This is a genomic window from Proteus sp. TJ1640, from assembly GCF_003144445.1.
GTDB classification, from domain to species: Bacteria; Pseudomonadota; Gammaproteobacteria; order Enterobacterales; family Enterobacteriaceae; genus Proteus; species Proteus penneri.
The window spans coordinates 168,644-182,152 of record NZ_PENY01000001.1 but is presented as its reverse complement, the minus strand read 5'-3'; the positions used below and the strand labels follow the sequence as shown (position 1 = coordinate 182,152).

At 37.5% G+C, this 13,509-nt stretch carries 11 protein-coding genes; 5 read left to right on the top strand and 6 right to left on the bottom strand.

Translation table 11 applies throughout. The annotated features are described in order from the left end of the window. Positions 1-11: 11 nt before the first annotated feature. From fdhE to fdnG, 4 genes are all read right to left on the bottom strand, one after another. Complete coding sequence (fdhE, locus tag DK861_RS00890; RefSeq protein WP_109398988.1) at positions 12-932, bottom strand: formate dehydrogenase accessory protein FdhE; 921 nt, start codon at positions 930-932, stop codon at positions 12-14. Positions 933-1,137: 205 nt separating this feature from the next. Beyond that, positions 1,138-1,794 carry a formate dehydrogenase cytochrome b556 subunit gene (gene fdoI / locus DK861_RS00885; protein WP_072065213.1) on the bottom strand — a complete coding sequence of 219 codons (657 nt, stop codon included), beginning with the start codon at positions 1,792-1,794 and terminating at the stop codon, positions 1,138-1,140. After that, positions 1,791-2,729 carry a formate dehydrogenase subunit beta gene (fdxH, locus tag DK861_RS00880; RefSeq protein WP_109398987.1) on the bottom strand — a complete coding sequence of 313 codons (939 nt, stop codon included), beginning with the start codon at positions 2,727-2,729 and terminating at the stop codon, positions 1,791-1,793. Before fdxH ends, fdoI begins: the two co-directional genes overlap by 4 nt. A gap of 11 nt (positions 2,730-2,740) precedes the next feature. Then, positions 2,741-5,788, bottom strand: coding sequence for a formate dehydrogenase-N subunit alpha (gene fdnG / locus DK861_RS00875; protein WP_162556745.1), 3,048 nt, complete (start codon positions 5,786-5,788; stop codon positions 2,741-2,743). Between the two features lie 179 nt (positions 5,789-5,967). Here fdnG and fdhD point away from each other — a divergent pair, with 179 nt between their 5' ends. Next, on the top strand, positions 5,968-6,798 hold the full coding sequence (gene fdhD, locus DK861_RS00865; RefSeq protein WP_109398985.1) for a formate dehydrogenase accessory sulfurtransferase FdhD: 831 nt from the start codon (positions 5,968-5,970) through the stop codon (positions 6,796-6,798). 74 nt (positions 6,799-6,872) lie between these two features. On the opposite strand, the gene DK861_RS00860 is transcribed toward fdhD, so the two are convergent. Further along, positions 6,873-7,736, bottom strand: coding sequence for an ATP-grasp fold amidoligase family protein (locus tag DK861_RS00860; protein WP_109398984.1), 864 nt, complete (start codon positions 7,734-7,736; stop codon positions 6,873-6,875). 253 nt (positions 7,737-7,989) lie between these two features. Beyond that, positions 7,990-8,526: a UmoA family flagellar biogenesis regulator gene (umoA, locus tag DK861_RS00855; RefSeq protein WP_006534301.1), complete on the bottom strand. Its 537-nt coding sequence runs from the start codon at positions 8,524-8,526 to the stop codon at positions 7,990-7,992. Positions 8,527-8,726: 200 nt separating this feature from the next. Here umoA and DK861_RS00850 point away from each other — a divergent pair, with 200 nt between their 5' ends. The 4 genes from DK861_RS00850 (at position 8,727) to DK861_RS00835 (ending at position 13,500) form a co-directional block, all read left to right on the top strand. Continuing rightward, positions 8,727-9,695: a nitrilase family protein gene (locus DK861_RS00850; protein WP_109398983.1), complete on the top strand. Its 969-nt coding sequence runs from the start codon at positions 8,727-8,729 to the stop codon at positions 9,693-9,695. 156 nt (positions 9,696-9,851) lie between these two features. Further along, positions 9,852-10,739 (top strand): LysR family transcriptional regulator, encoded by an 888-nt coding sequence (locus DK861_RS00845; RefSeq protein WP_109398982.1) that lies wholly within the window; start codon positions 9,852-9,854, stop codon positions 10,737-10,739. Positions 10,740-11,161: 422 nt separating this feature from the next. Continuing rightward, positions 11,162-11,950 carry a Slam-dependent surface lipoprotein gene (locus tag DK861_RS00840; RefSeq protein WP_109398981.1) on the top strand — a complete coding sequence of 263 codons (789 nt, stop codon included), beginning with the start codon at positions 11,162-11,164 and terminating at the stop codon, positions 11,948-11,950. Positions 11,951-12,135: 185 nt separating this feature from the next. Then, a complete protein-coding gene (locus DK861_RS00835) occupies positions 12,136-13,500 on the top strand; it encodes a surface lipoprotein assembly modifier (RefSeq protein WP_109398980.1) in 1,365 nt (454 codons plus the stop codon). Positions 13,501-13,509 lie beyond the last annotated feature (9 nt).

The window sequence follows — 13,509 nt, the reverse complement described above, 5'->3', positions numbered from 1 at the left end:
ATACCTAATTATTATTCATTTGGGAACAGGAATGGGTTAATGCTACTACGAGCAAAGCCTTCTTCTTCCATTTTTGCATCAAGGACAATAGACGCTAAATCGTCAGCGACAGCATCTACATTGGCATCTTTTTCTTGATATAAAATTTTTAGATAGCTTCCACAATCACCGCAACTTTCTGCTTTCACGGGAGCATTTTCGCTGTCTAATGACCAGTAATTTAATTTACCTGTTAATTCACAGTTGGTGCATTTAATGCGTACAACATGCCACTCGGTTTCACATAAATTACAGTGTAAATAGCGTAAACCTTGGGTTGTGCCGATTTGTACCATGCTTGCCACAGGCATACTGTTACAAACTGGGCAGAATTGACGATTTTCACCGTATTCTGTTTTAGCCTTACTTGGAATATTTGCCGCTAATTGTGCCCAGTAAAGAGACAACGCTGCCCAAATAAAGACGGATTTATCTGCTGAAACTTTTGAATACTCATCATTGAGTAATGCCGTTGCCATCTCTTCTAATTCAGTTTCAGACGCTTTAGCGAGATTTTCTAAAGTGATAGTGGCACTTTCAGGCACAACTGGACGTAATTCAGCAATAATCGAGGCTAATAAAGCATGCCAATGTTTACTGCGTTTGAATGTTTTTCTATCTAAAGGTGCTACACCAATTTGCTGTGTCAGGAGTGGGGCAAGATCAATGGTAAGTGGATTATCATGAAGTGCTTTTTCTTGAGCTTTCACAATTTCTGCTGCAAATTCAAGGTAGTCTGCGAAAGGATTATCTTTTGCTAGTGTTTGAAAACGTTCAGCACGACGTTGATAAAGGTTTTTCAGATTAGGGAATAATACAGGTGGAATAAAGCTAATCCCTTTTTCTGATTGATCTTTACCTAATTGCTCTTTAGGAACGATGCGAATACTCATAACGTTCTATCTTCCTATTATCATAAATTTTATAGTGAATACCCACAGGATTTGACTTCAGAATAAATCAAAAGCAAACATGAAGCCATGACAGTGGGTAATAATAGTGTGTTATTGTTCTTTTACGTCTTAAAAGTGGGCGTAAATTGAATAAAAAACGGAGGCTAATCAAGCCTCCGTTTGTTCAGAAATACACTTTAAGGCATTATTTCTGTGACTTCTTTTCGGCTTCTTTTTTCTCTTCTTCGAGAATTTCACGATACCAACGAGGATGGTGCTTTTTAGCCCAACCGCGAGTTACCCAGCCTTCAACCATGCTACGAATTGAACCTTTTACCCAGAATGCCGCATAAGCGTGAACAATTACGGTGATTATCAGTAATATTGCTGATAATGAGTGAACTAATAAGGCAATTCTAATAACTGGGATCGAGAAATATTCTGCGAAATAAGGACGCCAAATGATAATGCCACTGACTGTTAGTAAGATAAGGCTGATACTTAACATCCAGTAAATGCCTTTCTGACCTAAATTGTAGTGACCGATATCGCCAGCTTCTTCATTTTGTAGCACTTTATGAATATTTTTAGCCCAGACTAAATCATCTTTATCAATAAAGTTATACTTCAAGTATCTGAAGAACATAAAGATAAAGAGAATTGCCATAGCACTACCCACAAACGGGTGTAACAGACGTGACAGTTCTGGTGTACCTAAAATATTCATGAACCAGTTCAGAGATGGGAAGAAGAAACCCAATCCGCTGATTGCTGTGAACAGAAAGACAATCACAACGACCCAGTGGTTTATACGCTCTGATGCGGTATGGCGAAGAATTTTATCACCTTTCTTCTTCATCATTTCTGCTCCTCCTTATTCACAGAGGTCTGTGTTTTAGAAGATGCTTCCATCTCTTTGAGTGCTTCTTCTTCATCTTCTTCAGTTGTACGGTTTGGACCGACACCTAAATAGTGGAAAATAGCGCCCGCGAAGGTTGCGGCAAAACCAACAGCAGCCAATGGTTTCCAGATGCCTTTCCAGAATTTAACCGTTGAGCTAATTTCTGGGTTTTCTGGTAAACCATGATACAGGTTTGGTTTGTCAGCATGATGGAGAACATACATTACGTGTGTACCACCCACACCTTGTGGATCGTAAAGACCCGCGTTGTCATAGCCACGAGTTTGCAGCTCTGCAACACGTTCACCAGCAAGATTGATCATCGCTTCTTTCGAACCAAAATGAATCGCACCTGTTGGGCACGTTTTCACACATGCAGGCTCTTGGCCGACTTCAACACGGTCAACACATAACGTACATTTGTAAGCACGGTTATCTTCTTCGTTAATGCGAGGCACGTCAAAAGGACAACCTGCAATACAATAACCACAACCAATACAGTGTTCTGATTGGAAATCAACAATACCGTTAGCGTATTGAATGATAGCACCTTCTGCTGGGCAGGCTTTTAAACAGCCCGGATCAGCACAGTGCATACAACCATCTTTACGAATTAACCATTCCAGTTTGCCGTTCTCTTCAACTTCAGAGAAACGCATCACTGTCCATGATTTTGCGGTTAGATCAGTTGGGTTATCGTAAACACCGACGTTAGTGCCAATTTTATCGCGAATATCGTTCCATTCAGAACAAGCTACCTGACAGGCTTTACAGCCGATACAGGTTGTTACGTCGATAAGTTTTGCCACTTCTTCCTTGTAATCCCGCACCTGAGGCGCGGGAGTAAGGGAATTGGTGGCAGAGCGACGAATAATGTCTTGGGATTGCAGTGACATAATTTATCTCCTTACACCTTTTCCACATTAACAAGGAACGCTTTAAACTCCGGCGTTTGTGTATTCGCATCACCAACGAATGGCGTTAACGTATTCGCAATAAAGCCTTTCACTGCAACACCTTCAAAGCCCCAGTGAATAGGAATACCAATGGTATCCACTTTGCGCCCATCAACATCAAGGGTTTTAATACGTTTAGTGACCACCGCTTTCGCTTTGATATAACCACGTTTTGAGCTGACTTTAACGGTATCGCCTTGAACAATGCCTTTCTCGGCGGCTAAACGCTCACCAATTTCAATAAATTGTTGTGGCTGAATAATCGCATTTAAGCGCGCGTGTTTAGTCCAGAAGTGGAAATGTTCTGTCAGACGATAAGTTGTACCGACATATGGGAAATCTTCTGCTTTACCCATATCTTCCCAGTCATCTTTAAAGATACGCGCCGCTGGGTTTGAAACGACATTTGGATGCAGTGGGTTAGTACCCAATGGTGTTTCAATTGGCTCATAGTGCTCAGGGAATGGACCTTCTGCCATCTTATCGATAGCAAACAGACGTCCCATACCTTCCGGCTGCATAATAAATGGACCAACATCAGAACCCGGTGCAGCGTTGCTATAGTCAGGTACATCAATACCCGTCCATTTGCTGCCATCCCATTCGATTAATTTACGTTTAGGATCCCATGGTTGACCTTGTGGGTCTGCTGATGCGCGGTTATAAATAATGCGACGGTTAAGAGGCCATGCCCATGCCCAACCTAATGTATTACCCAACCCTGATGGATCGGAGTTATCACGGTTAGCCATTTGGTTGCCTTTCTCTGTCCAGCTACCTGCGAAGATCCAACAGCCACTCGCCGTTGTACCATCATCACGTAACTGAGCAAACGAGCTAAGCAGTTGACCTTTTTTCAGAATGATATTGCCATCAGCGTCTTTTAAGTCGACTAATGCTTTACCATTACTTTCTTGTGCAACTTCTGCGGATGTTGGATTATCAGGATCAAAGTAATCCCAAGTCATATTCAACACCTGCTCTGGCATCGCACCGCCTTCTTCTTTGTAGAGTTGGCGTAAACGATGGAAAATACCCGATAAAATCTCAGCATCAGGGATAGCCACACCAGGGGCATCACCCCCTTTCCAGTGCCATTGTAACCAGCGACCAGAGTTAACGATAGAACCGTCTTCTTCTGCGAAACAGGTTGTTGGCAGACGGAAGACTTCTGTCTGAATATCGGCTGTTTTAACGTCGTTCTCTTCACCGTGGTTCTGCCAGAAACACGCAGTTTCAGTGTTTAGCGGATCCATTGTGATAAGGAATTTCAGTTTTGATAATGAGCGAACAACTTTGTTTTTATTCGGGAATGAGGCAACAGGGTTAAAGCCTTGGCAGATATAGCCGTTGACTTCACCTTTATCCATCATATCGAAGTATTGTAGAACGTCGTAAGGTTTGTCCCACTTAGGTAACAGTGAGAAGCCCCAATCATTATCACGTTGAGCATTATCACCATAGAATGTCTTCATCATACTCACGAAGAATTTAGGATAATTGCCCCAGTAGTTAACTTGTCCCGGTACTGTCGCTTTTGGCGTATTCGCAGCTAAGTAGGTTTCTAATGTAGTCTGCTTTTCAGAAGGCAGAGTTAGATAGCCTGGTAAGCTTTGAGATAATAGACCGAGGTCAGTTAAGCCTTGAATATTAGAGTGACCACGTAGTGCGTTAACACCACCACCAGCCATACCCATATTACCTAACAGTAATTGGATCATTGCCATGGTACGAATGTTTTGAGCACCAACAGTATGTTGAGTCCAGCCTAATGCATACAGGAAAGAGGCTGTTTTATCTTTCGCTGCTGTTTCAGCAATATATTCACAGACTTTTAAGAAATCATCTTTTGGTGTACCACAAATCTGAGTCACCACATCAGGCGTGTAACGGCTAACGTGTTGTTTTAACAGATTCCAGACACAGCGAGGATGTTGTAATGTGGTGTCGCGTTTTGCGAAACCATTTTCATCCATCTCGTAGTTCCAAGTGGTTTTATCGTATTTACGTTTTTCTGCATCATATCCGCTGAATAAACCATCATCAAAATGATAGTCTTCACGGACAATCAAGCTCGCATTGGTATAAGCCTCAACGTATTCTTTTTGATATTTCTTATTTTCGAGCAGATATAAGATAACGCCCGATAAGAACGTAATATCAGTACCAGAACGGATTGGCGTATAGAAATCCGCAACAGCCGCAGTACGGGTGAAGCGAGGATCAATAACAATGAGCTTGGCGTTATTATGGATTTTAGCTTCCATCGCCCAGCGGAATCCCACAGGATGTGCTTCTGCCGCATTACCGCCCATAACGACGATAAGGTTGGCATTTTTCATATCAACCCAGTGGTTGGTCATCGCACCGCGACCAAATGTTGGAGCAAGACTTGCTACCGTTGGTCCGTGTCAGACACGCGCTTGGTTATCGACAGCCAGCATTCCAAGAGCTCTTGAGAATTTCTGAGTTAAAAACCCAGTTTCATTGCTTGCTGCAGAGGCGCAAAGCATACCCGTTGTTAACCAACGGTTGACTTCTACACCTTCTTTATTGAATTTCTGGAAGTTGGCATCGCGGTCTTTTTTGATTAAGCGCGCAATACGATCAAACGTTTCTTCCCATGAGAGTTTTACCCATTTATCCGAGCCGGGTGCACGGTATTCTGGGTGTTTTAAACGACCTTCACTGTGAATGAAATCCACAAGACCAGCACCTTTAGGGCATAATGCACCGCGGTTTACTGGATGGTCTGAGTCACCTTCAATATGAAATATCGTTTCTTTTGCGTTTTTGGCGCCATCGCCCAGACTATACATTAATAGTCCACAACCGACAGAACAGTACGTACAGGTATTGCGGGTTTCGCGGGCTCTCAGTAATTTATACTGACGTGAGCCTGCTAGCGCAACTGCTGGTGCAAAACCAAGCGCTGCCGCTGTAGTACCTGCCATACCGCCAGCACAGATCTTAAAGAACTGTCTTCTGCTGACCTGCATGGGGTCTCTCCTCATCATACATTGCTTTTACTGACTCTAATTTTCTTCACGAAAATGGAGCTGATTGTTTTTTTATCCCTATTATCCCTAATAGGATCAGGTTCATTGCCTGATAGGTAGTGTAAAATCGTTTTTACCCGTATTGTTATTATGTATTAATAAATTTAGGAATTCATCTTATGGATGAAACAAAATCGACAAAATTGTTAACTAAACGTGTAATCGTTGGCGTAGATCAAACAATTGTGCAACACAAGGGATCTCTAAACAGACAAGAAGACGATTATATTGCACTCGAAGTTCCTGTTGCATTAGTGTACAACGGAATATCTCATGTCGTTATGATGGCTAGCCCTAAAAATTTAGAGTTGTTTGCTGTCGGATTTTCTTTATCCGAAGGCATTATAGAATCTTCTAATGAAATTCGCAGTATCGAAATTATGGAAAGTTGTAACGGCGGTATTGAAGTTCAAGTTGAATTATCAAGCCGACGTTTTATGGGATTAAAAGAGCGACGCCGTAATATGACGGGGCGTACTGGCTGTGGTATTTGTGGAACTGAACAACTAGAAGAGATTTTTCGACCCATTACTCCGTTACCTTTTACACAAACATTTTCACTTTCAAATCTTGATAAAGCCTTAGAGCAGATGACAACCGTTCAAGAAATTGGTGAATTAACTGGCTGTACTCATGCGGCTGTTTGGTTATCACCAGAGGGTGAAATGCAAGGGGGATGTGAAGACGTTGGTCGTCATGTTGCGCTTGATAAGCTTTTAGGTATGAAAGCACAAGAAAAGTGGAATGAAGGCGCGGTATTAGTCTCTAGTCGAGCAAGCTATGAAATGGTACAGAAAGCCGCAATGTGTGGCGTAGAAATTTTATTTGCTGTTTCTGCAGCAACCTCTTTAGCGGTTGAAGTTGCTAATAAATACAATGTCACGCTGGTGGGTTTTTGTCGCCGCGGAAGAGCAACGGTATTTACTCATCCACAACGACTGACAGATTGACATCATAAAATGAAATTTTTAAAAATGGGTGTAATCGTTTTATGTAACGATTTACACCTATTTAATTTTCTCTTTTATGACCACAATGCACCTAATTTGTAATCCCATTCTTTAGGTTTGATGGGGATACGCCCTGCATTTGGGGTAAAGGTCATTTCGCTAAAGATAAGTCTATTTTCAGACATTAAAAAATCAACTCGACAATAATTAAAGCCATTTGCCAGTTTAGCGGCTAATTGCAACATGATTTCAAATTGCGTTGGTTTTTCAATAAGTTTGGGTGTGTTGGGATCTTCTAATGTGATGGGTTGTAACTGCCAATTTGTATCATACACATTTATATACCCATTCCCTTTGGTATCAGAAATATCAATTTCCGCATAATGAGGTTGACCATTAAAACAGTGAAGACGACAAGTCGTTGGTATCATTGGATTTTGTGTATCAAATAAATCAATATATTCTTCACAGATGATTTGAGCGTTGATGTTTTTATAGTGCCATTCACGGGTAACAGGATAGAGATTACGTTTTAAATGAAATTGCAGCTTTTTCTTTGCTTTTTCAATATCAAAAGTTGCTTTATCAAGGCAGATGATTGTACTACCGCTATCGTGATTACATTTGAGTACAAAACGTGAAGGAAGTTGAGTGATATCGATTTCATCAGGATGAGAATAGGTGTTAATGATAGGAACCAGATAGTGTGGACCAATCTTTTCTATCACATAATCTCTTACTTTGATTTTATCTGCTAAGCGCGTATAAATTGGATTTCTATCAAATAGCATACGTGCATTGATTTTTTCATTAAGTGATGTCGGTATTTTAAAGTTAGGTTGATAACCTAAGTTACGAATAAACTTATTCTTTAAATACACACGATCAGGCAATACGATAGTTCGAAACAGTTTGAAATAATATTCTATGATTTTCATAAGCTAATGATTATTTTAAATAGATAAGTGAAATAAAAACTAACTTTTCTTTGAATTAAATTTCTATAAAGAAATAACTAAATTAGATAGAAATTAAGAGAGTTATGCCAGTTATTGATATTCTTATCGTTTTTATTTGTATAAATTTAGAAAGTATTAATGTGAGTTAATATTCAAAGTATTTATTTTAATAAAAGAAAACGTGGCGACATTAAGAGAGAGTTAACAAAAGGGAATATTGATTAAGAATATATTAATTTGATGACCATTTAGTTATATGAATTGGCTTATCCCAATTATTAAAGCGTAATCCTTTGCCTGTTCTATTTCCGTGAGCATCTAATATCTCATAGTACTCTTCAACGATTTGGCTACGACCTCGTTGCCATTCATTGGTTGTTGCAAAAGGATCAATTAAATAGATATCACCCACAACAGTATATAACTCGCCTAAATAGCGAATTTTTTTCGTACTACTATTTGAATAGTGAGAAAACATGATTTGGTAGGTTTTATAATGTTCTGGCTGACCATAAGGGCCATACTTCATTGCAATATAACGAATACCTTGATGATCAGAATGGCTTGCACCACCCGGAACAGGCATATCTGGCGTGATATTAAAAAGGGTATATCGAGAGGTTGCGGCCGGTTGTCTTAATGCTTGTCGATAACTTTGAGTATTTAATCCTGAAGCTGTCCATGTTCTATCCACTAAGCCATCTCCTGCCAAACAGGAAGCGGATAATCCTAATAATGAAAGAATTATAAATAGTGACTTAGCAGACATAAATACTCCTTTATTGCCATTATGATGCCAGAAAATAAGGTGCTTATTCCGTGAAATAGAGCGATAGAACCTTGTCATTTCTTGCTGTTATCTTAATTTCATTCCAAAGAGTTATCGGAAGTAGCGAATAAGTGATTATCTTTTAAGCAATAAATACGTTTTTATATTGAAGAGATATATGGCTTAACAGGTGAAAACGTATGAACACATCTAAAACATTACGCGTTGCTACAGTGCAGTTTCAACATAAAGCAAACGACAAAATTTATAATTTAGCGAAAATTCATCAGTTTATAGATAAAGCAGCGACTGAAAAGGTGAATGTATTAGTGTTTCCTGAAATGTGTATTACAGGATATTGGCACGTTCCTAAATTATCAGACCAATCAGTGTATGCATTAAGTGAACGAGTCTCTGACAGTGGATCTTTAGCGTTAATAAAACAAAAAGCGATAGCGCATCAAATGGCGATAGGTGTCGGACTTATTGAGCGAGCAGAAGACAATACACTCTATAATACATGGGTTGTTTGTATGCCTGATGGCTCTTTGCATAAACATCGGAAATTACATGCCTTCGAACATCCGATCATCAAAAGTGGTGAGCAATATACCGTATTCGAAACCCCTTGGGGGGTTAAAATGGGCGTATTAATTTGCTGGGATAATAACTTGGTCGAAAATGCACGAGCTAATGCATTATTAGGTGCCGATATTTTACTCGCTCCTCATCAAACGGGTGGAACAAATTCACGTAGCCCACATAGTATGAAGCCTATTCCCATGACGCTTTGGGAAAATAGACATCAAGATCCTCAATCATTACAAGAGGCATTTCAAGGTGAGCATGGAAGGGATTGGCTAATGCGTTGGTTACCTGCAAGAGCGCATGATAACGGTATGTTTGTGTTATTTAGTAATGGTGTTGGTCGTGATGAAGAAGAGGTTCGTACTGGGAATGCAATGATCATTGACCCTTATGGGCGCATAGTAAAAGAGAGCAAAGCGATTAATGATGATATGGTGATTGCAGATATTGACCTCACATTATTAGAAAACTCTACAGGAAGGCGTTGGCTAACAGGGCGAAGACCTGAACTTTATTCGATATTAACGACAAAATTTGGAAATGAACAAGATCCTATTTCGGTTCGATTTGGTAAAGCGTAATTTAATAAAAAAACAGCTTTCATTTTGTGAGCTGTTTTTGTTTAGCTAAAGAGTAATTTATTTACTTTGCTTATTAATATATTGGTTATTAATTTTATTTATTTATTTTATGTTAGAATAATAAAAAGAAAAATAAGATAGGATCAATAATTAGTCATGGATACCCGTTTATTACATGCTTTTGTTGTTTTAGCTGAAACAGAACATTTTGGTGAAGCTTCATCAAAGCTTTTTATTAGCCAACCAGCTCTCACAAAACAGATAAAAACACTGGAGTCTCAGTTAGGTATCACACTTTTTCAGCGTGGACGCCATGGTGCAAAATTAACACCTGAAGGACAGTATTTACTGAGTCAATCTCAATCAGTTTTAAGAGAGGCTCGCGTTCTAGAAAAACAAGCTCGCCAATTAAGTGAACCCCAAAAAGCAGAGCTTTATGCAGGATTTGGTTTGTCCTCATTAAATTTTATTACCCCATTATTGGCAAAATTTAATCACGCTCATCCTGATATTACCGTTCATATCGATGATATGCCTTCTAGCATGATGGAAAATAAATTACGTTTAGGAGAACTCGATCTCGCATTTTCACGCTTACCTGTTACAGAACCCCTCAAGGGGATTTCATTAGCACAAGAGCGATTGATGTTAGCTATTCCAACACAAAACATTATGGTGTTAGAGATTGAAGATGATCCATTACACTATTTTAATATGCTTGGGCTTATTCAGCTGGTTCCAGAAAAAGGAAAAAAACTACATCAACAAATTAATGATTTTTTAAAATATCATCAAATTAAACCTCGTGTATTACAGCAATCACAAGATATCCAAACACAATTAGCGTTAGTTGCTGCTGGATTAGGGATGGCATTGGTACCTAAAAATGCAGAGCTTATTTGTGACAAACAAAAAGTCACTTTATTGCCACTGTCTGGTTTGTATACACAATGGGAAATAGGTGTTATTTGGAATAATAATATTCATAATAAAGATCGTGATATTTTTATAAAAATAATTCATGAGGAAATAAATAAATTATAATGAATGAAAACTGTTTTTAATTTTAGAAATGATTATATTACCAATATATAACTTATAATAAAGCTAAAACACCTAATAAATAATAATTGTTTTTAAAAGAAATAAAGATAAATAATTGCGAGTTTGTTCACAAAAATAAACATGAAATATTTATTGGTTTTTTATGTGTTTAAATAAAAAAATAAAGTAAATCATTTAATTAACTTAATCACCATAATATAAATAAGGCTAATTAAAAATCAGTTTATTAAAATAAGTTATTTACAATGACAGAGATTTATTTAATATTAACCACGCCCGAAACAGCAAGCTTTATATTCGAAAGTGAAGCTGTAAAGATAGAATATTAATATCTCTGTAAGTGGCTACTTATTATTTATAATAAGTAGCCACACCCTCAAACTAATAATAAGGAAGTTATTATGAAAAAACGTAATGAATTAGTCTGCGCATTATTTATATTAATGGGGACTCATGCTGTACAAGCTGAAATTCATTCTAATCAAAGTGGTTCGTTAACCACGATGGAAGTGGGACCAAGTGACTCTATACAACGTGGTCATAGCGAAATACCCGGTGGAGAGCCAGGTGTGGGTATTAGTACCGTAGGAGGTGGGAAAAAAATTGGTTTTGCTTCGTTAACATCACCAATGATGGGTGGTAGTGCGGATAGTCATGGTGTTTATACTATCCAATCTAATCGCCAACATAGTGATATGGGTGTTTTTCACTTTGCCAAAATCACAGATGCTAATGTCTATTTTGGTGACTGGGCAAAAACAACATCAGCAACAGATGCAACACATCAAACCTATTATATCGGTAAAGATGTGACAACCACACTACCGACAGATAGCGCCACTTATACGGTAATGGGTATCAGTAAATATAACGGTAGTAACCAACTTTCTGGTACGTTTGATGTTGATTTTTCTCAAAAGAAAATTGAAGGTTCATTGAAGAATGAGCAGCGTACTGTTGAGTTAGAAGGTGGAAATCTTTATACCGCAAATAACCAAGTAACGTTTTCTGCAGATGCAAAAGAGGATACAACATCAGGGGTTGTTGAAGGTGCCTTTTTTGGCGAAAATGCCGAAGTGTTAGCAGGTATTGTGGTATTTAGTTCGGATCACACAAAAGATATCGGTTTTGGTGGTACGAAAAATAGTAGTGAAAGTGAAGAAATAACAGCAAGCACGGATGCTTCTTAATTTTTTCAAAAATAATATTATAAATTTGTTTGGTAATACAATCGGTTAATTCTTTAAAAAGTGGTATTAGTGGTCATTAAGCTAAATGTTAGCAACAGATAATCAGGTATAGGGTTATCTGTTTTTTTTTTATTAAAAATAAACTGATCTTAAGGAATAGGTCGATTTTTATTATAAGGATATACATGCGTTATTATCAAAAACGAATGAAGTTGTTTTTTTTTATCAGTGTGTTATTTATTCCATTAAAAGTAAATGCCAAAGAAAATAGTTCTGTTTTATTCTCCTATTCTTCACCTCAACACCAAGTTGCCCAAATAGGCCAACAACTTTATCGCGCTTTACAGCAACAGCAGTGGAAAAAGGCCGAAGAATTATTACTGGACTATCAACAATTACCTTTCCATGAAACACTCTTAATTGATTATGCTAAAGCGCTTTTAGCCCAAACAAAAGGCAATTTTTTACAAGCTGAGTTTTATTATCAGCAGCAACTTAAACAAAAAGCTGATTTTATCCCAGCACAAACAGGGTTAATACAGCTTTATTTTCATTTGCGAGAATATAAAAAAGCACAGCAACAACTCGATCAGTTGAGTAGTATTGTTGATTTACCAAAAGATATTAGTCAATCCATTGAGTTTTATAAGGTTAAATTAGCCGCTTATTTTCAAGGTCAACGTTTCTATCAACTTAGCTTCTTTTATAACGATAATATTAACCATGCACCTGATATAGCTGAAAAAATTGTCTCTCAATCCACGCAAAGAAAAGTGACTTTAAGAAGTGCAAAACCCATTGTATCAACGGGTCTTACTCATTATTTTTCTTTTTATCAGCCTGTTATCATTTATTCTCACCATACTTTTTCTTCTTATACTTATGCACGATATATAGATTATCACTCTCACCGTCGTGCTAACTTTTTGGCATTATATACACAGCTGGGTTATCGCTATCAAAAATCGCAATATCAATGGTCAATGACTCCTTATTACGAAATAAAAAAACCACAAGCTCAATATGAATATCAAGCATGGGGAAGTGAAGCGCAATTTTCTTATTTTATTAATAAAAAGCAAACTATTAATTTAAGTTTTGATTATAAAATAAAAAAATATCAAGAAGCGTTAAATAATTTAAATAGTCGGCGACTTAGTTATAGTACTAACCATAACTATTATTTTAATAATAGAATGCAGTTAGTTAATCAATTAAATTATCAGTTAGATCGTAAAAAAAATACTTTATTAAATTATCAGCTGTATGGTATAAAAACTGGCGTTTATTATCCTTTGTCAGTGAATTGGCATATATCTCTTTTTTTACAGTATCAATTTAAATACTTTAATAACTATAACCCTTTATTAAAAAAGAGAAGAAAAGATAATAGTATTGTTTTTACAACCAATATTAAAAATAAATCATCTTTTATTTTAGGGTTTTATCCCGCAATAGAATTTCGTTATACCCGAAGATTAAGCAATGTGGATTGGTTATATCAATATCAGCAACACGAAGTGTTATTTAAATTAGAAAAACAGTTTTAATTAAATAAA

Excerpts from the sequence above, each read along its gene's own strand:
- DK861_RS00835 (WP_109398980.1), top strand. The coding sequence starts at position 12,136 with ATGCGTTATTATCAAAAACGAATGAAGTTGTTTTTTTTTATCAGTGTG.
- fdhD (WP_109398985.1), top strand. The coding sequence starts at position 5,968 with ATGGATGAAACAAAATCGACAAAATTGTTAACTAAACGTGTAATCGTT.
- DK861_RS00850 (WP_109398983.1), top strand. The coding sequence starts at position 8,727 with ATGAACACATCTAAAACATTACGCGTTGCTACAGTGCAGTTTCAACAT.
- DK861_RS00860 (WP_109398984.1), bottom strand. The coding sequence starts at position 7,736 with ATGAAAATCATAGAATATTATTTCAAACTGTTTCGAACTATCGTATTG.
- DK861_RS00845 (WP_109398982.1), top strand. The coding sequence starts at position 9,852 with ATGGATACCCGTTTATTACATGCTTTTGTTGTTTTAGCTGAAACAGAA.
- fdxH (WP_109398987.1), bottom strand. The coding sequence starts at position 2,729 with ATGTCACTGCAATCCCAAGACATTATTCGTCGCTCTGCCACCAATTCC.
- umoA (WP_006534301.1), bottom strand. The coding sequence starts at position 8,526 with ATGTCTGCTAAGTCACTATTTATAATTCTTTCATTATTAGGATTATCC.
- fdoI (WP_072065213.1), bottom strand. The coding sequence starts at position 1,794 with ATGATGAAGAAGAAAGGTGATAAAATTCTTCGCCATACCGCATCAGAG.
- DK861_RS00840 (WP_109398981.1), top strand. The coding sequence starts at position 11,162 with ATGAAAAAACGTAATGAATTAGTCTGCGCATTATTTATATTAATGGGG.
- fdhE (WP_109398988.1), bottom strand. The coding sequence starts at position 932 with ATGAGTATTCGCATCGTTCCTAAAGAGCAATTAGGTAAAGATCAATCA.